Origin of the sequence: Spirosoma sordidisoli, from assembly GCF_004138325.1 — a bacterium.
Classification (GTDB): Bacteria; Bacteroidota; Bacteroidia; order Cytophagales; family Spirosomataceae; genus Spirosoma; species Spirosoma sordidisoli.
On sequence record NZ_SBLB01000002.1, the window covers coordinates 765,114 to 784,293 of the forward strand.

General features: G+C 57.2%; 18 protein-coding genes. 16 read left to right on the plus strand and 2 right to left on the minus strand.

The features are described 5' to 3' along the window. Positions 1–11 precede the first annotated feature (11 nt). Genes dgoD through EQG79_RS11820 form a run of 6 tightly spaced genes read left to right on the plus strand, consistent with a single transcriptional unit; the run spans position 12 to position 7,537 of the window. Positions 12–1,259, plus strand: a complete 1,248-nt coding sequence (gene dgoD, locus EQG79_RS11795) for a galactonate dehydratase (protein WP_129601566.1) — start codon at positions 12–14, stop codon at positions 1,257–1,259. After that, positions 1,259–2,254 carry a hypothetical protein gene (locus tag EQG79_RS11800; protein WP_236648715.1) on the plus strand — a complete coding sequence of 332 codons (996 nt, stop codon included), beginning with the start codon at positions 1,259–1,261 and terminating at the stop codon, positions 2,252–2,254. Before dgoD ends, EQG79_RS11800 begins: the two co-directional genes overlap by 1 nt. Further along, a complete protein-coding gene (locus EQG79_RS11805; RefSeq protein WP_077921134.1) occupies positions 2,251–4,488 on the plus strand; it encodes an outer membrane protein assembly factor BamB family protein in 2,238 nt (745 codons plus the stop codon). Before EQG79_RS11800 ends, EQG79_RS11805 begins: the two co-directional genes overlap by 4 nt. 47 nt (positions 4,489–4,535) lie before the next feature. Next, on the plus strand, positions 4,536–5,546 hold the full coding sequence (locus tag EQG79_RS11810; RefSeq protein WP_129601567.1) for a 2-dehydro-3-deoxygalactonokinase: 1,011 nt from the start codon (positions 4,536–4,538) through the stop codon (positions 5,544–5,546). Further along, positions 5,543–6,187 carry a bifunctional 4-hydroxy-2-oxoglutarate aldolase/2-dehydro-3-deoxy-phosphogluconate aldolase gene (locus tag EQG79_RS11815; protein WP_129601568.1) on the plus strand — a complete coding sequence of 215 codons (645 nt, stop codon included), beginning with the start codon at positions 5,543–5,545 and terminating at the stop codon, positions 6,185–6,187. Before EQG79_RS11810 ends, EQG79_RS11815 begins: the two co-directional genes overlap by 4 nt. A 27-nt stretch (positions 6,188–6,214) precedes the next feature. Continuing rightward, on the plus strand, positions 6,215–7,537 hold the full coding sequence (locus EQG79_RS11820; RefSeq protein WP_129601569.1) for an MFS transporter: 1,323 nt from the start codon (positions 6,215–6,217) through the stop codon (positions 7,535–7,537). A 65-nt stretch (positions 7,538–7,602) separates the two neighbouring features. On the opposite strand, the gene EQG79_RS11825 is transcribed toward EQG79_RS11820, so the two are convergent. Beyond that, the gene (locus EQG79_RS11825) at positions 7,603–8,052 is read right to left on the minus strand and encodes a DUF2147 domain-containing protein (protein ID WP_077921130.1); all 450 of its coding nucleotides are present in this window, start codon (positions 8,050–8,052) and stop codon (positions 7,603–7,605) included. Positions 8,053–8,261: 209 nt separating this feature from the next. Between EQG79_RS11825 and EQG79_RS11830 the strand changes: the two genes are divergently transcribed. From EQG79_RS11830 to EQG79_RS11840, 3 genes are all read left to right on the plus strand, one after another. Continuing rightward, on the plus strand, positions 8,262–8,771 hold the full coding sequence (locus tag EQG79_RS11830) for an acyl-CoA thioesterase (RefSeq protein ID WP_129601570.1): 510 nt from the start codon (positions 8,262–8,264) through the stop codon (positions 8,769–8,771). Between the two features lie 199 nt (positions 8,772–8,970). Then, positions 8,971–9,432 (plus strand): hypothetical protein, encoded by a 462-nt coding sequence (locus tag EQG79_RS11835; RefSeq protein ID WP_077921170.1) that lies wholly within the window; start codon positions 8,971–8,973, stop codon positions 9,430–9,432. Between the two features lie 299 nt (positions 9,433–9,731). Next, on the plus strand, positions 9,732–11,771 hold the full coding sequence (locus EQG79_RS11840) for a M3 family metallopeptidase (RefSeq protein ID WP_240699344.1): 2,040 nt from the start codon (positions 9,732–9,734) through the stop codon (positions 11,769–11,771). 93 nt (positions 11,772–11,864) lie between these two features. On the opposite strand, the gene EQG79_RS11845 is transcribed toward EQG79_RS11840, so the two are convergent. Further along, positions 11,865–12,410, minus strand: a complete 546-nt coding sequence (locus EQG79_RS11845; protein WP_077921128.1) for a YceI family protein — start codon at positions 12,408–12,410, stop codon at positions 11,865–11,867. A gap of 242 nt (positions 12,411–12,652) precedes the next feature. Between EQG79_RS11845 and EQG79_RS11850 the strand changes: the two genes are divergently transcribed. The 7 genes from EQG79_RS11850 to EQG79_RS11880 all read left to right on the plus strand — a co-directional run bounded on the left by EQG79_RS11850 (position 12,653) and on the right by EQG79_RS11880 (position 19,041). After that, positions 12,653–13,168 carry a DUF4494 domain-containing protein gene (locus tag EQG79_RS11850; protein WP_129601572.1) on the plus strand — a complete coding sequence of 172 codons (516 nt, stop codon included), beginning with the start codon at positions 12,653–12,655 and terminating at the stop codon, positions 13,166–13,168. A 122-nt stretch (positions 13,169–13,290) separates the two neighbouring features. Continuing rightward, positions 13,291–13,743 carry an HYC_CC_PP family protein gene (locus tag EQG79_RS11855; RefSeq protein WP_129601573.1) on the plus strand — a complete coding sequence of 151 codons (453 nt, stop codon included), beginning with the start codon at positions 13,291–13,293 and terminating at the stop codon, positions 13,741–13,743. Positions 13,744–13,824: 81 nt separating this feature from the next. Next, entirely contained in the window at positions 13,825–16,095 is a 2,271-nt protein-coding gene (locus EQG79_RS11860; protein WP_129601574.1) for a TonB-dependent receptor, read from the plus strand. 6 nt (positions 16,096–16,101) lie between these two features. Further along, complete coding sequence (locus EQG79_RS11865; RefSeq protein WP_077921124.1) at positions 16,102–16,668, plus strand: AraC family transcriptional regulator; 567 nt, start codon at positions 16,102–16,104, stop codon at positions 16,666–16,668. A gap of 90 nt (positions 16,669–16,758) precedes the next feature. Next, on the plus strand, positions 16,759–17,115 hold the full coding sequence (locus EQG79_RS11870; RefSeq protein WP_077921123.1) for a four-helix bundle copper-binding protein: 357 nt from the start codon (positions 16,759–16,761) through the stop codon (positions 17,113–17,115). A 59-nt stretch (positions 17,116–17,174) separates the two neighbouring features. Beyond that, positions 17,175–18,635 carry a hypothetical protein gene (locus EQG79_RS11875; RefSeq protein WP_129601595.1) on the plus strand — a complete coding sequence of 487 codons (1,461 nt, stop codon included), beginning with the start codon at positions 17,175–17,177 and terminating at the stop codon, positions 18,633–18,635. 37 nt (positions 18,636–18,672) lie between these two features. After that, a complete protein-coding gene (locus EQG79_RS11880; RefSeq protein ID WP_129601596.1) occupies positions 18,673–19,041 on the plus strand; it encodes a heavy-metal-associated domain-containing protein in 369 nt (122 codons plus the stop codon). Positions 19,042–19,180: the final 139 nt, after the last annotated feature.

Here is a 19,180-nt window from a genome sequence, read left to right on the forward strand (position 1 = left end):
CCTGAACCTGTATGAAATCATCCCCAAAAACCAATGCCGTTTCCCGTCGGTCGATTATCCAGTCGGTGCTGGGTGTGGCCGGCATGAGCACCATGGTCCTGCCCGAGCGGTCGTATGCCGCCAGCCCGCCCCCGTTCCAGGGCTACGGGAAAGTGAAAATTACCCGTTTGGAAACCTTTCTGGTAAAGCCCCGCTGGATCTTCCTCAAAGTACATACCGATGCCGGGGTGACCGGCCTGGGCGAGCCCCTGCTCGAAGGGCGCGCGCTGACCATCCAGACGGCTATCAAAGAGATCGAGCCGTACCTGATCGGTAAAGATCCGCGGCAGGTCGTGCACCACTGGCAGGCCATTTACCGGCATGCGTTCTACCGGGGCGGGCCCATCCTGACCAGCGCGCTGAGTGGAATCGACCATGCGCTCTGGGATATCAAAGGCAAGCTGTTGAACGTGCCCGTCTACGAACTGCTCGGCGGACCCACCCGCGACCGGGTTCGGGTATACGGCCGCGCCAGTACTCCCGACGATATGAAGAAGCGCAAGGCCGAGGGCTACACCGTTATCAAAACCGGCGTTGCCAAACAGAACCCAGCCAACATTGTCGAGAACCCCAAATTCATCAAGTACGCGGTCGATAATTTTGCGTCGCTGCGCGAAGCCGGGGGCGACGATATGGACATCGCCATCGACTTTCACGGGTCCATCTCGCCCCAGCTGGCCAAGGTGCTGATCAAAGAACTGGAGCCGTTTAAGCCCATGTTCATCGAAGAACCCTGTCAGGCGCAGAATGTCGACACCATGGTCGATATTGCCCGCGGCACTCACCTGCCCATCGCTACCGGCGAGCGGATCTTTACAAAATGGGGCTTCCGTGAAATTCTGGAAAAAGGAGCGGCCAGTATCGTCCAGCCCGATTTGTGCCATGCCGGGGGCATCACCGAAGGGCGCATCATTGCAGGCATGGCCGAGGCTTATTACGTGCCCATAGCGCCCCACAACCCCATGGGCCCCATCTCGCTGGCAGTGGGCCTGAATCTGGCGGCCAGCGTGCCCAATTTTCTGGTGCAGGAGCAGGTCACGCTGGGTGAAGGTTATCTGAAAAATCCCTTCAAACTGCAAAAAGACGGCACCGTCATGATTCCGCAGGGGCCGGGGCTGGGAATCGAACTGGACGAAGCCCAGCTGAAAGACAAAATAGGCCACGACTGGAAAAACCCCGAAACGTATAATGCCCTCGACGGGTCGGTTGTCGACTGGTGATGATGAGACCAACTGCTTTTGCGAAAATTACGGTACTGGCTGGCGGCCTGCTGGTGCTGGGCATCGGCGCCCGCATTCCCGACGATGCGCCCCAGGTGCCCATCTCGAACGGCATCATTCGGGCGTCGCTGTACCTGCCCGATACGGCCCGGGGCTACTACCGGGGTACCCGCTTCGACTGGTCGGGGGCGTTCGGGTACCTCGACTACAAAGGCCACCGGTTCGTGGAGCCGTGGTACGATGCCTATGACCCCAAAACCCACGACGCCATCAACGGGCCAGTGGAGGAGTTTACCCCACTGGGTTTTACCGAGGCCGAACCGGGGGCGACGTTCGTTAAAATCGGGGTAGGGGCCCTTCGCAGGCCCGACGCCAAAGCGTACTCGTTTGCTACGTACTACGACGTGGTCGACTACGGAAAGCGGAGCGTCAGGACCTATGCCGACCGGGTGGTTTTCCGGCACGAGCTGACCGACGCTGCCGGCTACGGCTATCAGTACACCAAAACAGTCCGGCTCACCAGAGGTAAGCCGGAACTGGTGCTGGAGCATAGCCTGAAAAACACCGGACCACGGCGGATCGAAACCAGCGTCTATAACCACAACTTTTTCGTGATCGACAAACAGCCGACGGGGCCGGGGGTGGAAATCCGTTTCCCGTTTGCGGTGACGGCCGAAGGCAAAGGGTTTGGCAGTGCCATTCTGGCGCAGGGGAACCGGCTGGTTTACGCCCGCCCGCTCGAAAAACGGGAGCAGGTGTTCAGCGCCGGGTTGCAGGGGTTCGGCCCGTCGGCAGGCGACTACGACGTTCGGATCGAGAATCGGAAAACGGGCGCGTCGGTGCGGATGACCGCCGACCAGCCGCTGGAGAAACTGGTGTTCTGGGCCTGCGCCACTACGTCCTGCCCCGAACCCTACATCCGCCTGCGGGCCGAACCCGGCCAGGACGTGACGTGGAAAATAACCTACACGTTTTATGAGAACCCAGTCCCATGAAACTAGTCAATACCCTTTTTATCGGTTGTGTGCTGCTCTTGTCCGGCAGTATGCGGGTAAGCGACACCCAGCGGACTGCCGACCCACCGGCCGGGGCAGACTGGCCCGCCTATGGAGGAAACAAAGCCGGTAACCGGTATTCTCCCCTGGCGCAGATCAATACCCGTACGGTGAAGCAACTGCAACTGGCCTGGACGTTCGACACGGGCGAAAATAACAACCCGGCCGAGCGGGGGATGGACATCCAGTGCCAGCCGATTGTGGTGAACGGCATCCTGTACGGAACGACCCCGCGGATGAAACTCTTTGCCGTCGATGCTGCTACGGGGCAGAAGCGCTGGCTTTTCGATCCATTTGCCAACCCGGAAAAGAAACCCCAGTTTCATCCGCTCCGTGGGGTTGTCTATTGGGCCGACGGAGCCGATCAGCGGATTCTGTACTCGGTGGGCTCGTCGCTGTACGCTATCAACGCGCAGACGGGAGCCCCCATCCCCAATTTCGGTACCAACGGGATCGTAGACCTGCACGACGGGGTGGGCGACCGGGAAACGCTGGGTCATGACCTGCAGAACCTGTCGGTCCGGGCCACGACCCCCGGGGTTATTTATCAGGATCTGCTGGTGATGGGGTCGGGGGTGTCAGAAGGGGGCGATGCTGCGCCGGGTACGATCCGGGCCTACAATGTCCGAACGGGGAAGCTGACCTGGGCCTTCCATACCGTTCCGCTGCCGGGCGAGTATGGCTACGAAACCTGGCCAAAAGATGCCTACCGTAAACTAGGCGGTGCCAACTGCTGGGCAGGTATGGTTGTCGATGACAAACGGGGCATTGTCTATGCCGGCACCGGTTCGCCCTCGGTCGATTTTTACGGGGGCGCGCGGGCCGGTCAGAATCTGTTTGCCAACTGCATACTGGCCCTGAACGCCCGGACCGGCGAACGGATCTGGCATTTTCAGACTATTCATCACGATCTCTGGGACCGCGACCTGCCCTGTCCGCCCAACCTGCTCACCGTCCGGCAGAACGGTCGGCTTGTCGATGCGGTGGCGCAGGCTACGAAAGATGGCTATGTCTTCGTGCTGGACCGGGAAACGGGCAAACCCCTGTTTCCGGTGAAGGAAGTACCGGTACCTACCGCACCCGCTTTGCCCGGTGAGCAGCCCTGGCCCACGCAGCCCGTGCCGACAAAACCTGCGCCCTTTGCGCTTCAGGACGTAACCGAGGCCACGCTGACCAATCGCACGCCCGCAGCCCGTGCCTATGTGCTGGAGCGCTTCCGGAACAGCCGGCGGGGTAGCAAATACATGCCACCCAGCGAAGAAGGGTCGTTGTTTCTGGGGTTCGGGGGCGGTGCCGAATGGGGCGGTACTGCGGCTGACCCGGATGGCGTGCTCTACGTCAATGGAAACAATATGCTCTGGTGGCTTAAGATGCGCGACAGCCGAATCCAGCCAGCTGGCGTGGCCGTGGGCCGGGGCGCATCACTGTTCAACAACAACTGTTCGGTGTGCCACGGTCTGGGCGGGAAGAGTAAGGCATCGACCACGACGGCCCAGGCTTATCCCGACCTGACTGAGGTAGGCAAACGGCTCGACAAACAACAGATTCTTGAGCTGCTGGCTTCGGGCCGGGGGCGCATGCCCTCGTTTCAGCACATACCCCGGGAAGACCGGGAGGCTATCGTGCAGTTTCTGCTGAATCTGAACGCCAAACCCGCCCTGACGGCTTCGGCTGCGGTCGACGTCCATGCCGTGGCGGCACCGGCGAGTCCGGTTGGGGGCCGTGATTTCCCGTACGTGCCTCCCTACCTGAACAACGGAACCACCCAGTTTCGGGATCAGGACAACTACCCGGCGGTTAAACCACCCTGGGGTACGCTGAACGCGATCGACCTCAACACGGGCGAGTACCGCTGGAAGGTAACGCTGGGTGAGTATCCCGAGCTGACCCGCCAGGGCATTGCCCCGACCGGTACTGAAAACCACGGTGGACCGCTCGTGACGGCGGGTGGCCTGCTGTTTATCGCGGCTACCTACGACGAAAACCTCCGGGCCTTTGACAAACAGACCGGTCGTGTGCTGTGGCGCTACCGGCTACCGGCGGGCGGCTTCGCAACCCCCATCACCTACCAGATCAACGGTCGGCAGTACGTGGCGATTGCTGCTGGCGGAACCCGGTACGGATTGAAGTCGGGGGGCTCGTATGTGGCTTTCGCGCTACCGAAGCGTCCATGACCCGAAGAATAGCCGGCATTCATTCAGTACTCTCAACAACTCGCCTGATGTCAAATTATCTCCTGTGTTGTGATTGGGGAACCTCGTTTTTTCGGTTACAACTGCTGCGGTATAGCGATGATCAATGTGTCGGTGAACTCATAGCCAGAGAGGGCATAGCCGGGACGTTTGACGCCTGGCGCAAAACCGGGGCGATCAACGGCCTGACCAGAGAACATTTCTTTCGCCGGCAGCTCCGGCAGCAGATTCAGGTGCTGGCTCAGCAGGTATCGGTCGATCTGACGAAGGTACCCCTTGTCATATCGGGCATGGCGTCATCATCGATCGGTATGGAAGAGGTGCCCTACGCGACCCTGCCGTTTGCGCTTGACGGTAGTCAGGCCAGTGTGCGGTATTACGAGGCTCAACCCGATTTTCCGCATGAGATGCTGCTGATATCGGGCGTGAGGAGCCAGCAGGACGTGATGCGGGGCGAAGAAACGCAGCTGATTGGGCTCATTGCGCTCCTCAGCCAGGCCGGCGTCGGGACTACCGAAGCTATCTTCGTCTTTCCCGGTACCCACTCCAAACACCTGTACGTGCAGAACGGGCGACTGCTGAATTTCACGACCTACATGACCGGCGAGCTGTTCGACCTGATGGCGCATCAGAGTTTGTTGCGGGAGTCCGTTGAGGTGAGCAGCCTGACGACCTTTTCGGCGTCCAACAAATCGGCGTTCCGGCGCGGGGTTCGACAGGCAACTACGTCCGGGCTGCTGAACGGGTTGTTCACGACCCGAACCAATCAGCTGTTCGAGACGCTCACCAAAAGTCAGAACGCGTTCTACCTGAGCGGGCTGATTATTGGGGCTGAACTGTATCCGCTGCTCACCCAAACCGACTGGCCGCTGGTCATTTGCAGTGGCAGCCGGCTAACCGCTTTCTACGAGCTGGCCATCGATGAACTCACCCTCTCGGCCCGTACCACCATTCTGCCGGCCGAATTAATTGACAAAGCCGCCAGCAAGGGGCAGATGCTCCTGTTCCGGAATCAGACTGTAAAAGAAACGACCCGATGACTACTTCCGCTTTTTCCTGGACACGATTTGACCAGGCTCCTCTCGTAGGCATAATCCGAAACGTGTCTGCCGACGATGTGGCGCAGGTGTTGCCCGTTTACCGGGACGCCGGCCTGACAACCATCGAAATTACGCTCAACACCCCCGGCGCCGAAGATATGATCCGGCAGGCTGTTGAGCAGTACGGAACGGACCTGAACATAGGGGCCGGTACCGTGTGCACGGCTGAGGAGCTGGAAAAAGCGCTGGCAGCCGGTGCCCGGTTCATCGTAACCCCCATCATCGACGAAGCGGTGATCCGGCGCTGTACCGAGCGGGGTGTTCCCATTTTTCCGGGGGCGTTTACCCCCTCGGAAGTATACAAAGCCTGGACCCTGGGGGCATCGATGGTGAAGGTGTTTCCGACAACCACGCTCGGTCCTGCCTACATCAGCGATCTGAAAGGCCCCCTGCCGCAGATCAAACTATTGCCCACGGGGGGCGTCAACCTGGCTAACCTGGATCAGTTCTTCCGGGCCGGCGCCAGTGGAGTAGGCGTGGGCAGCCACCTCTTCGATAAAACGCTCATCCGGGATAAGCAGTGGTCGTTGCTGAAGACCCACTTCCAGACGTTTCTGCACAAGCTGCCCCACACTGTCTGATCCGATACCGTCCTAACCCTTATTCCTATGATCACGCCCGAAAAAACTCTGTTGGCCCCTGTTACATCGGGCACTAGTTACCGCTGGTTTATCGTCGTGCTGCTGTTCACAGCCACTACCATCAACTACCTCGACCGGCAGATCATTGGGTTGCTCAAACCCATTCTGGAGGTGGAGTTCAGCTGGACCGAGACCGATTTTGCCCGTATCGTGATTGCCTTTACGGCGGCCTATGCGGTTGGGCTGCTGGCCTTTGGCTGGTTCATCGATAAGGTCGGTACCAAAATCGGGTACGCTGTCACGATTGTCTGGTGGAGCGTAGCGGGGATGCTGCACGCACTGGCCCGGAGTGCGTTCGGGTTCGGGGTGGCCCGCGTTGGGCTGGGACTGGGCGAAGCGGGTAACTACCCGGCGGCCGTCAAGACCGTAGCCGAATGGTTTCCGCAACGCGAGCGGGCGCTGGCCACGGGGCTGTTCAACGCCGGTACCAGCGTAGGGGTTGTGGTCGCGCTGATTATTGTGCCGCAGATCCTGAGCCGGTACGGCTGGCAGGAAGTGTTCTGGATAACCGGCGCCCTGGGGTTCGTGTGGCTGCTGTTCTGGCTGATCTTCTACGAGGTGCCGGCCCGGCAGAAGCGGCTGTCGGCACGCGAATACGACTACATCATGAGCGGGCAGGAAGCCGGTTCGACTGACAAGCAGCCGATCAACTGGTTTAAACTGTTTACCCTGCCGCAGACCTGGGCGCTTATCACCGGCAAAGGACTCATCGACCCGATTTACTGGTTTTTCCTGTTCTGGTTGCCCTCGTATTTTTCGTCCACCTTCGAGCTGGATCTGAAAAAGCCCAGCCCTGAACTGATGCTGATTTACGGGGCCACAACCGTGGGGAGCATTGGCGGAGGCTACCTGTCGTCGTGGCTGATCCGGCGGGGCTGGCCCACGCTGAAGGCCCGAAAAACGGTACTGCTGGTCTTTGCGGGGCTGGAACTATCCATCATCATGGCTCAGTTTGCAACGGATGTGTGGGTCGCGGTGGGCCTGATCAGTCTGGCGGTCGCGGTTCACCAGGCCTGGGCAACCAATGTGTTTACCCTGGCTTCTGACCTGTTTCCGAAGCAGGCCGTCAGTTCGGCCGCCGGCATTGCGGGTATGGCAGGCGCCACGGGTGGTATTTTCTTTCCGATGCTGGTGGGGAGCCTGCTGGACAGCTACAAAGCCGCCGGAAATCTGGCCGGGGGGTACAACGTGCTGTTTACGATCTGCGGCTGTACCTACCTGGTGGCCTGGCTCATCATTCATATGTTGACCAGAAACCCCAAGCTGGTGAGCATCGAGCAGCTCCGGTAGCGCTACAAAACAAGAGCAGGTCCGGATAGTCCGGACCTGCTCTTGTTTGCCGTATGGCTGAGGTATTATTTGACCCGTGTCCAGGTCTGGGTTTTGCCGAGCAGCGAGATGCCGACGTAGCCGCGGACGTCGAGCGTGTTGGGGTCTTTCAGGGTCATCTTGCAGTTGTACTCTTTGCCATCTTCCGGATTATAGATTTTGCCGTCAGTCCAGACGTTATCCCCGTCGTACTTGAAATTGTACATCAGCATCAGGTTCTGGAGGGGGCGCGACCGTTTCGACTCGTCGGCGTTGCGGAAGTCGGTTTTGGGTTTCCCCGTTTTCGGGTCGTTGGGTTCACTGATCCAGATCAGTTTGCCAAAATAAGTGCCGCCCTGCTTATAAATCTGAATATGACCACGTTTGGTGCCGTTCAGCCAGGTGCCCACTACGGCGTCGGGATTCTCGGCAGGCGCGAAGGAAGTCAGTGAGGTGAAGAGCAACAACAGGGGTACGATGAAGCGAATGGATTTCATAGGTGATCGGAAATGGACAATTATTATTTTACTGTGATTTTGCTGTACTAACGCAAAAATGGTGCAAAAAGTCTGGACCAGCATTTACCGGGTAAAAATGATTGGCGTGATTTGCACCCATGATGCCGGCCTGCGGGTTTATAGACCAGCTGGTTTTTCGGTCCGTCCGACAGCGCAGGGCATCCTTCAGTATAAATCCAGGCTTGACTATGTTTCATCGTGACCCCAATCGCCATTACCCAACCGAAACCGAATCGCGGGTGATTATTCGTTTCCAGGACTGCGACCCGCTCCAGCACCTCAACAACGCCAAGTACTTCGATTATTATTTCAACGCGCGCGAAGACCAGGTAGCCAAGCTGTATGATTTCAACCCGGGGCAGCTGTTCCATGAGTTGAAAACGAGCTGGGTCATTTACCAGCATCAGATCGCCTACGTACGCCCGGCCCAGGTCAGTGAATGGGTGCGCATCATGTCGCGGCTGATCTTTTACGACGAAGACACCACGGTTACCGAATATTACATGACCGACGATGCCAAAACGCAACTTAAAAACGTGCTGTGGGTAACGGCTAAATACGTAAGCGTCGCGACTGGTCGCCGGATTCCGCACGATGACCTGGTAACGGGCTATCTGGAAGCAACGCTGGTGCCGAACATCAATTTCCCGAGTCTGAACTTCAACGACCGGATCAGAGCCATCAAGCAGGATTTATAAACCCCTTCAGCGGCTGCGGATCGCCGGTTGAGTGGAGGCAGAACAGGTTCTGTTGCCTCTGCTCAACCGGCGATTTATGTTGAGCCGGGCGTTCGGGCGAGTTGGATGCGGGTGCATGTAAAAAATAAATTGAGACCGATTAAACGCTAAGCCGGTGGTTTGTTCAAAGAGACAAATGCAACAAAAACCAATGACCACCATGAAAAATGCACTGCTTACGGCCGCAACCCTCGTTGTTCTTCTCTCGACCAGCGCCCTGGCGCAACGTTACGGGTACCCGGCTCCTCCGCCGGCTAATTACCCCTCGCAGCCCGGTTACGGCCAGCCGAACTACAACTACGACTACGATGATTACCGGTTCGACCGTCACCTCGACTGGTGGGACCGGGAGTTGAACCTGACCCGCCGGCAGGAGCGCGAAATCCGCCGGATTCGCGAGCGGTTCGAGCAACAGACCCGGCGAGTCGACCCGCGCGATCCCCGGCAGCGCGACACCTACCGGCAGCTGCGGCAACGGGAGTTCTTCGATATGATGGCCGTTCTGGGCCCCGAACAGCGGGATCGGGTTATTGAGCGGATGCGCCCTTACGAACGGTCGGCAAACCGCTGGCCCGATCGCCGGAACAGCCGGGGCCGGGGTTACGAGCCCTACGGATACTAAAAGACATTAAGTTGGATAAAGCAAGAGGATGCCTAAACAGCCGGTCATATTGGCCGGCTGTTTTTTGTTGTCTGGCCAGTGGGCGAGGGCCAAATTCGCAGCAGGGGGTAACCACTTAGCCGATTTGGCGACCGTCGATGCAACACCGTATTGGTGACTTTGTCTTTGTTTCGTATTTTTCAAGGAAACTCAATACCCACAAGCCCATGTTTACACATCAACATCTTAGGAAAACCGGCCTGTTGCTGGCTGTGGTGACCACCACCGCTTTGGCGCAGCCGTCGGTACAACAACCCAAAATGAATCAGAATCCTTTCTTAGCCCCGTACACGACTCCGCACCAGACGGCTCCTTTTGACAAGATCAGGAACGCTGATTTCCTGCCCGCCTTGCAGGAAGGACTGGCGCAGGGCCGCAAAGACGTAGATGCTATCGTAAACAATCCGGCCAAACCGACCTTCGAAAACACGATCGTAGCCCTCGAACGGTCGGGCGATCTGCTGGGTAAGGTAACGTCGGTCCTCTTCAATCTGAACAGCGCCGAAACGACCCCTGAGCTGCAGAAAATTGTCAAAGAAGCGTCGCCCCTGCTGAGCGAATATGGCAACGATATTACGCTGAACGAGAAACTGTTTGCCCGTATCAAAGCCGTTTATGAACAGCGGGCCAGCCTGAAGCTCGATACCGAAAGTGCCATGCTGCTGGAAAAGGCCTACAAACGGTTTGCCCGCAACGGCGCCAATCTCGATGCCAAAGGCAAAGAGCGGCTGCGCGCCATCGATAAGGAGATGTCGCAGTTGTCGCTGCAGTTCGGCGAGAACGTGCTCAACGAAACCAACGAGTATTCCATGCTTGTGACGGATGAAAAAGAGCTGGCCGGCCTGCCCGATTACGTACGCGAACTAGCCAGGTCTACGGCTAAGCAGAAAGGCAAAGACGGGTATATGTTCACCCTGCAGGCCCCCAGCTATGGTCCGTTTATGCAGTATGCCGACAACCGGGAGCTGCGTAAGAAACTATATATGGCCTTCAACGGACGCGGTTTTCACGGCGATAAAAACGACAACTCCGACATTATCCAGAAGATGGTAGCCCTGCGGTACGAACGGGCTAACCTGCTGGGCTACAAAACCCACGCCGACTTCGTACTTGAAGAAAGCATGGCGGGCTCGCGCGATAAGGTGCAGAGCTTCCTTGATGAACTCGTTACTTACGCCCGTCCGGCGGCTGAGCGCCAGCTGGCCGAGCTGACTACCTACGCCAAAGCCCACGGCTTTACCGAGGACAAACTCCAGGCCTGGGATAACAGCTACTACGCCGAGAAGCTAAAGAAAGAAAAATACGACCTCGACGATGAGACCCTCAAGCCGTATTTCAAACTCGAAAACGTCCTGAATGGCGCCTTCACCGTGGCTAACAAGCTGTACGGCATCACCTTCAAGGAGCGTAAAGACATCCCGGTCTATAACCCGGAGGTGAAAACCTACGATGTGTTCGATAAAGACGGTAAGTTTCTGGCTGTTTTCTACGGCGACTACTTCCCCCGGCCTGGCAAACGATCGGGCGCGTGGATGAACGATGTGCAGGGTCAGAAAGTTGAGAATGGGCAGAACGTACGGCCCCATATCGTCAACGTCTGCAACTTCACCCGACCGACTGATACCAAGCCGTCGCTGCTGACCTTCTACGAGGTAACCACCCTCTTCCACGAGTTTGGCCACGGCCTGCATGGGATGCTCGCCAACGGGAAGTACGAAAGCCTGAGCGGCACGAGCGTTCCGCGCGACTTTGTTGAGCTGCCCTCGCAGGTGATGGAAAACTGGTGCTACGACCCCGAAGCGCTGAAACTGTTCGCCAAACATTATCAGACCGGCGAGGTAATTCCGAACGAGCTGATCGAAAAGATTCGCGCGAGCCAGAACTTCCTGGCCGGACTGGCTAACCTGCGCCAGCTACGCTTCGGCCTGGTCGATATGTACTACCATGGCCAAAAGCCAACCGGCGAAACCGTCACCCAGGTAGAGAACAAAGTTGATTCGGTGGCCAACCTGTTTCCGCGGGTGGAGGGCGTTGCGTTCAGCCCGGCGTTCTCGCACATTTTTGCGGGTGGCTACTCGGCTGGCTACTACAGCTACAAATGGAGCGAGGTACTGGATGCCGATGCATTCGAATTCTTCAAGGAGAAGGGCGGACTCGATAACAAGACTGCGGCCGACAGCTTCCGCAAAAACGTGCTCGAAAAGGGAGGCAGTGAGAAACCCATGGAATTGTACAAAAAATTCCGGGGCCGCGAGCCATCGCCGAAAGCCATGCTCCGCCGGAGTGGCCTGATACTGTAACGATCCGACTCGCTATTCATAAAAAGACCCCGCCAGAATTGATCTGGCGGGGTCTTTTTATGGTGTTGGGGGGTAACCAGCCAGGCCGTGGAATTAAGCCTGTTTGGTAACCTGAATGTTCATGATCAGCCGGACGTCATCGCTGACAACCACGCCACCGGCTTCGGTAACGCCATCCCAGGTCAGGCCAAACTCTTTCCGTTTCAGCACGCCGACAACTTCGAAACCGGCTTTGGTCTGGCCGTAGAAGTCCTGCATCTGCCCGCCGTATTCAGCTTTCAGGCTTACGGGTTTGGTAACGCCATGCATGGTCAGGTCGCCGTTCAACTCGTAGGTATCCGTGCCGGTTTTCTTCATACCGGTTGAGGTAAAGGTCAGTTTGGGAAACTGCTCAGCGTCGAAGAAGTCGGCTGATTTCAGGTGGCCGTCCCGCTGTTCGTTACCGGTGCTGATGCTGGCCACATCGGCGGAGAAAGTAATGGTTGCATCTTCAAAATCATCGCCTGCCATCTCGAGCTGGCCTTCGTACTGGCTGAAGAGACCGGTCACTGTTGACACCATCAGGTGTTTCACTTTGAACTGAACTTCTGAGTGAGTCGGGTCAATAACCCAGGTGGTGGTTGAGGTTTGCGTTTCCATGGTGATTATCGTGTTTGATGTAATTGCATTTAATGTACATACATGTAAATAAGGGAAAACGTTTCCTGACGTCAAATTTTTTTTTCAATGTTGTTTTGCAGGGCGGAAACAAGGCTCTTGGGGCTCGGGAAGAGCCGGGCGGTATACCGTCGAAAGTAGGGTTCAGCGCTTGGAATTATCTACTTTTTAGGCACTTTTGCGCCCCATTTCATGTTTACTTATTGTACTAAATCAGGTAAAAAATGCCCAACTGGTTTCTCGGAAAAATCCGCTATCAGCAACCCATTGACGACGCGACTGTTGGTACGCGGAACGAAGAATTCATCAAGCAGAAGACGGTAACAGAAGCCTATCTGGTTGATGCCGTCAGCTATACCGATGCCGAAGCCCGGCTCTATCAGGAGATTGCTGCCAACACTCCCGACTTCGATATCACGAATATTTCGCGGATGAAACTGGCCGATGTCTTCTTCAACGAAGATGGGGGCGATATCTGGTTCAAGGTGAAAGCGATGTTTATCACCGACGATGAAAAAACCGGTAAACAGAAAAAGTCGCCCAGTCTGATGCTGGTCAACGCCGAAACGCCCAAGCAGGCCTACGAGCGCGTTGAGCTGAGCCTGCGTACGTCGCTCGACCCGTTTGAAATTACGGACGTTAATACAACTAAGATTCTGGACATCTTCCCGTTCAACGAAGAGCAGCGAAATCTGCGGCCCCTGAGCGAGGTAGCCGAACGGGAAACCGAAGTGGCTTAACCCCCTTTTTTGACGTATTCCGAATGCCATTCTTTACAGGATGGCATTCTGCATGTATAGAATTACGATTTTATCATCCGAAAACTTGCACCGAATGAGGTGGCTTCGGATATTTGCCCAGTATGAAACGCGCTCTGTTCCAGTTTTTCAACCTCCTGATGGCCTGCGTCGTGCTGCTGAGCAGCACGGGTTTTGGGCTGGTTGAACACTCGTGCCAGATGCGTGGTAAGAAAAAGACGATGATCGTCGCCTTCAGCGATGCCCACGTCAAGAAAGGCTGTTCAGCCGACGGTAAGCCGATGCCCGAACAGGGGACGGTTGTCCGGAAAACAGATTGCTGCCAGGATGACAATCACTACGAAAACGTAGATGCCACCTCGTCACTGACGCAACTGGTCGCCAAATTTGTCAAATCCATCACAGAGACGGTGCTGGCCGGCGTCACGGCGCTGCTGGCCTGGGTGATCGACTGGATTTTTGACCGTGAGATGGCAATCAGCTCACGTAGTATCCCGGCTCCACCCTCCATATCCGGGCGGGAGATCCTTACCCTCTTGCGTTCCCTGCTGATTTGATGAACTGATTGAAACAATTAGGCCGTACCCACACATGGGTACCGGTCTGCTGTATTCATTCCTTCATCAATCCGTATATCCATGCGTTTCTTTCTGCTGGGAATGGCCCTATGGGCGGGCGTTCTGCCGTCCCGGGCTCAAACTGATACCCTTACTTCACAACCACCCCTAACCGATTCGATTCCGGCGAAACCGGTACCGGTTATCCGGGGCACCGTTGGCGAGCTGGTCAACGGACAGCGTGTGCCTCTGGTGGGGGCAACCGTTCGCTGGCTTACGACGGGCGTGGGCACCGTCACCGATTCGGTTGGTCGGTTTTCACTGGCCGGGCCGTCGATCCCGGCCCGGCTGCTGATTAGTTATGTCGGCTACCGTACGGATACGGTGGCGGTAACGGACCCGGCTGCGCTGGTCGTGGCAAGCCTGCGGGCCGAACAAACCCTGCAGGAGGTGACGGTATCGGGCGCGCCGGGGCAAATTGACCGGATGAACCCCATCCAGACCGAACTCATCACGCAGCGAACCCTGGCCAAGGCGGCCTGCTGTAATCTGTCAGAAAGCTTCGAAACGAATGCGTCGGTCAGTGTTTCCTACGCCGATGCCGTAACGGGCGCGCGTCAGATTCAGTTTCTGGGGTTGGGCGGTCAGTACGTCCAGACCAATGTCGAGAACATCCCGACGGTGCGGGGCCTGGCTACTACGTTCGGGCTGAACTACATTCCGGGTACCTGGATTACGAGCATCGACGTCGGTAAAGGCGCCGGTTCGGTCGTGAATGGGTACGAGTCGATGAGCGGTCAGATGAACATTGAACTGCAGAAGCCCGATGATCCGAACCGACTTTTCCTGAATGGCTACGTAAACAGTTTCGGCCGTCTCGAAGGCAACGTGAACTGGTCACAACCCCTCAGCCCGAAGTGGAGCGTTGGCGTGCTGGGCCATGCCAGCACCCTGCGTACCGAGATCGATCAGAATAACGACGGCTTCCGGGATCTGCCGTTCTATACGCAGCTGAACGGCGTTAACCGCTTTAAATACACCTCCGACCGGTTTATGACCCAGTTCGGGGTCAAAGCGCTGTACGAAGACCGGGAAGGGGGGCAGCTGTCGCGCCTGGGTTCTTCCCGCTACCGGTTTGGTAACACGACCCGACGGCTGGAGTTTTTCTCCAAAACGGCCAAACTCTATCCGGAAAAACCGTACAAAGGCCTCGGGTTGATCCTGAACGCTCTTCATCACGACCAGACGGCCAATTTTGGGTTCCGCCCCTATACAGGTCAGCAGCGAACCGTTTATGCCAACCTGATTTATCAGAGTATCATCGGCAACACCAACCATACTTATAAAACGGGGGTAAGCTACCTGCTCGATGACTACCGCGAGCAGCTGGGCGCTACGCCCATGAACCGTACCGAGTCGGTGCCTGGCCTGTTTGCCGAGTACACCTATACTGATCCGGAGCGGCTGGTGCTGGTACTGGGCGGGCGGTTCGATTACCACAACCTGTTCGGAGCGCAGTGGACTCCGAGGGCGCACCTCAAGTATTCGTTCAGTCCGGACCTGACGCTGCGGGCCTCGGCGGGGCGGGGCTTCCGGGTACCCAACCTCTTTGCCGAAAACTTCGGGTATCTGGTCAGCTCGCGGGTTATCATCAATGATGCGCAGCTACGGCCCGAGGTGTCGTGGAATTACGGGGTCAGTCTGTCGCAGGATTTTCAGCTCTTCGGTAAAAAGGCCTCGCTGGTGCTGGATTACCACCGTACCGACTTCCGCGAACAGCTGGTGGTCGATGTGGAGCACCCGCGCGAACTGCACTTCCACAACCTGTACGGGAAGTCGTTTGCCAATAGTGTTCAGGCCGAGCTGAACTACCAGCCGTTCCGACGGACCGAGGTTAAGCTGGCTTACCGGCTGTTCGACGTAAGGCAGAGCATGACCGTTCCTTCCGAAGATACGCTGCTGCTGCCCAAGATGATGATTCCCCGCGATCGGGTGCTGCTGAACGTTGGCTACGCGCTTCCGTATGACAAATGGAAGGTCGATGCAACCCTGCAATGGAACGGCCGTCGGCGGATTCCGTACCTGCGCGAGGGGCTTGATGCTGACTACAGCGATGTGCCGATCGAGTACGCGCCGAGCTACGTGAACCTGAATGCTCAGCTAAGCCGGGCGTTTCGGTCAGGCTGGGAGATTTACCTGGGCGGAGAGAACCTGACCGGATTTCGTCAGCTTTCGCCCATTGTGGCAGCCTCTGACCCGTTCGGGCCCGACTTCGATGCCAGTGCGCGCGTATGGGGGCCTATTACGGGGCGCATGGTTTATCTGGGCTTTCGATTCAAACCTCAACGATAACATACAATGATACTGACCATCCGAAACATGGTGTGCGACCGTTGTAAGCGGGTCGTGCGGGAAGAACTCGAGAAACTGGGACTGACCCTTACGCGCGTCGATCTGGGTGAAGCAGAACTTGATAATCTGCCGCCGGCGGTTTCGCTCGGTGAGGTCCGGCAGGCCCTGCTGGCGAACGGATTCGACCTGATCGACGATCGCAAACAATTGCTGGTCGAGCATATCAAGGTGCTGCTCATCAACGAAATCCAGTATCTGAAAGGCGAGCGGCATGCCAACGAGAACGTCTCGACATTTCTGGAGCGGAAACTCGGGTATGATTACTCGTACCTGAGCGGCTTGTTTTCGGCCAGTGAGGGCCAGACGGTCGAGAAGTACATCATTGCGCTCAAGATCGAAAAGGTAAAAGAGTGGCTGCGGTACGACGAGCTGACACTGACAGAAATGGCCTGGCGACTGAGCTACAGCAGCGTTCACCACCTGTCCAATCAGTTCAGGCAGGTGACGGGACAGACGCCGGGTCAGTTCAGGAAAGCGACGCAGGTTGACCGGCGGGCGCTGGATAGGCTGTAAGTGGGTCGGTAATTATGTAAAATCGGTAAGCACTCTGGCGAGTTATGCAGAAGAGACCAACGGTGGTCTCCCAACTCTCAACTGACGCCCATGGAAACGATGCACCACGACCACAAACACACCGACACCTGCTTTGAATGCGCCGAAGCCTGCGAACGCTGCGTCACCGCCTGTATCGAAATGGGCGACCGCGATAGCAAAGGGCATGACATGACGGCCTGTATCAAGCTCTGCCGCGACTGCGCCGATATATGCACCCTCTGCGGTCGGCTGGAAGCGCGTGGCTCTGAGTTCATGCGCGACTTTATGGTACTCTGCGCCGAAGTCTGCGAAGCCTGCGCCGACGAGTGCGAAAAACATGCGGCCCACCATGCCCACTGCAAAGCCTGCGCCGAAGCCTGCCGCAAATGCGCCGATGAATGCCGGGCTATGTCGGCCAATGCCTGATCGGTCGGATGGCCCTGCCCGTCGGGGCCATTCATGTTCTTACTTCGTTCACCAACGTAATGAAATACGCTTTTTATCTGTTTACTTTTTTACTGGCAGGCCGTAGCCTGGCTCAGCACCAGCACCACGAAGGAATGACCATGCCCACTCCGTCGTCGGCGGTCCAGGCCGATTCGGGCCGTACCGACCACTCCATGCACCAGACCGGTCAGCCTGGCATGGACGCGTCGATGAGCATGAGCCATTCCTTTTCGCGAAACCTGCCCATGAATCGAAACGGATCGGGTACCAGCTGGCACCCCGATCAGACGCCCCTGTATGCGTACATGAAACATACCGGCCCGGAGAACCGCCCCGGCTGGATGTATATGCTGCATTACAGCATCTTTCTGCGGCATACCAATCAGAACATCAACAACCCCGACGGCCGCGGCCGCGACAGCCAGTTCGATGCCCCGAACTGGTTTATGGGAATGGCCCAGCGAACTGTTGGCAAGCGGGGCCTGTTTCTGGCCCGTGCCATGCTGTCGCTGGACCCCGTTACGGTCGGCGCCGACGGGTACCCGTTACTTTTTCAGTCGGGCGAGAGCTACCGGGGGCAGCGGCTGGTAGACCGGCAGCACCAGCACGATCTGTTTTCGGAGTTGTCGGTTGCGTATAGCTACGCCTTCAGCCCGAAGTCCGACGCCTTCATTTACGTGGGTTTTCCGGGTGAACCGGCACTGGGGCCGCCGGCGTTCATGCACCGGATTTCATCGTTCAACAACCCCGATTCACCCCTGGGTCACCACTGGCACGACGCGACTCATATCACCTTCGGTGTGGTGACGGCGGGTTACCGGCTGGGTATTGCCAAGCTGGAAGCGTCTTCGTTTACGGGCCGTGAACCCGACGAAAAGCGGCTTGGGTTCGACCGACCACGGTTTGACAGCTACGCGTTTCGGTTTTCGGTCAATCCTTCGCCCACACTCGCCCTGCAGGTGTCGCGTGGGTTTATAAAAAGCCCCGAAGCCGTCGAGCCCGACGAGGACGTTAACCGAACCACCGCTTCGGTACTGCACAGTAAACCGCTGGGCGGCCCCGATCGGTACGTAACCTCGGCACTGGTCTGGGGGTTGAACTCACACGATGGCGTCAACGAAAATGCGTATCTGGCCGAAACAAGCCTGCAACTGAATCGGGTGGCGCTATACGGTCGCTACGAGAACGTGACCAAATCGCAGGAGGAGCTGGGCATCAGCCACGACGAAACCCCCAACGGCGCCGGGGCGCATCGGCTGGTGAACGTCAACAACCTGACGCTCGGCATGAACTACCGGCTGATTCGACATCTGAACACCGATCTGGTGGCCGGGGCGCAGCTGACTGCCAGTATGCCGGATCAATTTTTGCAGTCGTACTACGGGAAGCTACCCTTGTCCGGCCAGATCTACCTCCGGCTTACGCCCGCCGTGCTGCTGATGGGAGGTCGATCATCAACCGGGTCGATGAACCACGGCAACGGGCACCATTCTCACTAAATTATCGTTATTTATTCACCATAAACCAATGACAATCATGTTGCGTAACCTGTTTCTAACTGCCTTAACTACACTTGTGCTGGCCAGTGCCAGCTTCGCCGGGACGTCTGTCCGCGACGACAAGGAAAAAGAAGTCAAGATCAAAACATCGGCTATCTGCGGCATGTGCAAAGCCCGCATCGAGCGGAACCTGGCGTTCGAGAAAGGCGTGAAAGATGCCAGTCTCGATGTAAAGTCGAAAGTAGTTACGATCCGGTATAATCCCGGCAAGACCGACGTTGCCCGGCTCAAGGCCAACATCAGCAAATCGGGCTACGACGCCGAGGACCTGCCGGCCGATCAGGCCAGCTACGATAAGTTGCCCAGCTGCTGTAAAAAAGGCACCGCTACCCACGACGATCACTAAACCGCAGGCTGCGTCAAACATGAGTCATCCCGAATTTTGAGTGATGGCAAAGACTACCATCAAGGCATTCGAGATAGCTACCCGTAACCGATAAATCGGCACTGAAGCAGTTCGGTGCCGATTGCCGGTTCTGGGTACC

Bases quoted from the DNA above. Each gene is read 5' to 3' on its own strand.
- EQG79_RS11855 (WP_129601573.1), top strand. From the start codon at position 13,291: ATGAAACGCGCTCTGTTCCAGTTTTTCAACCTCCTGATGGCCTGCGTC.
- EQG79_RS11835 (WP_077921170.1), top strand. From the start codon at position 8,971: ATGAAAAATGCACTGCTTACGGCCGCAACCCTCGTTGTTCTTCTCTCG.
- EQG79_RS11850 (WP_129601572.1), top strand. From the start codon at position 12,653: ATGCCCAACTGGTTTCTCGGAAAAATCCGCTATCAGCAACCCATTGAC.
- EQG79_RS11815 (WP_129601568.1), top strand. From the start codon at position 5,543: ATGACTACTTCCGCTTTTTCCTGGACACGATTTGACCAGGCTCCTCTC.
- EQG79_RS11845 (WP_077921128.1), bottom strand. From the start codon at position 12,410: ATGGAAACGCAAACCTCAACCACCACCTGGGTTATTGACCCGACTCAC.
- EQG79_RS11810 (WP_129601567.1), top strand. From the start codon at position 4,536: ATGTCAAATTATCTCCTGTGTTGTGATTGGGGAACCTCGTTTTTTCGG.
- EQG79_RS11875 (WP_129601595.1), top strand. From the start codon at position 17,175: ATGAAATACGCTTTTTATCTGTTTACTTTTTTACTGGCAGGCCGTAGC.
- EQG79_RS11820 (WP_129601569.1), top strand. From the start codon at position 6,215: ATGATCACGCCCGAAAAAACTCTGTTGGCCCCTGTTACATCGGGCACT.
- EQG79_RS11865 (WP_077921124.1), top strand. From the start codon at position 16,102: ATGATACTGACCATCCGAAACATGGTGTGCGACCGTTGTAAGCGGGTC.
- EQG79_RS11880 (WP_129601596.1), top strand. From the start codon at position 18,673: ATGTTGCGTAACCTGTTTCTAACTGCCTTAACTACACTTGTGCTGGCC.
- EQG79_RS11830 (WP_129601570.1), top strand. From the start codon at position 8,262: ATGTTTCATCGTGACCCCAATCGCCATTACCCAACCGAAACCGAATCG.
- EQG79_RS11805 (WP_077921134.1), top strand. From the start codon at position 2,251: ATGAAACTAGTCAATACCCTTTTTATCGGTTGTGTGCTGCTCTTGTCC.
- EQG79_RS11870 (WP_077921123.1), top strand. From the start codon at position 16,759: ATGGAAACGATGCACCACGACCACAAACACACCGACACCTGCTTTGAA.
- EQG79_RS11800 (WP_236648715.1), top strand. From the start codon at position 1,259: ATGATGAGACCAACTGCTTTTGCGAAAATTACGGTACTGGCTGGCGGC.
- dgoD (WP_129601566.1), top strand. From the start codon at position 12: ATGAAATCATCCCCAAAAACCAATGCCGTTTCCCGTCGGTCGATTATC.
- EQG79_RS11840 (WP_240699344.1), top strand. From the start codon at position 9,732: ATGAATCAGAATCCTTTCTTAGCCCCGTACACGACTCCGCACCAGACG.
- EQG79_RS11860 (WP_129601574.1), top strand. From the start codon at position 13,825: ATGCGTTTCTTTCTGCTGGGAATGGCCCTATGGGCGGGCGTTCTGCCG.
- EQG79_RS11825 (WP_077921130.1), bottom strand. From the start codon at position 8,052: ATGAAATCCATTCGCTTCATCGTACCCCTGTTGTTGCTCTTCACCTCA.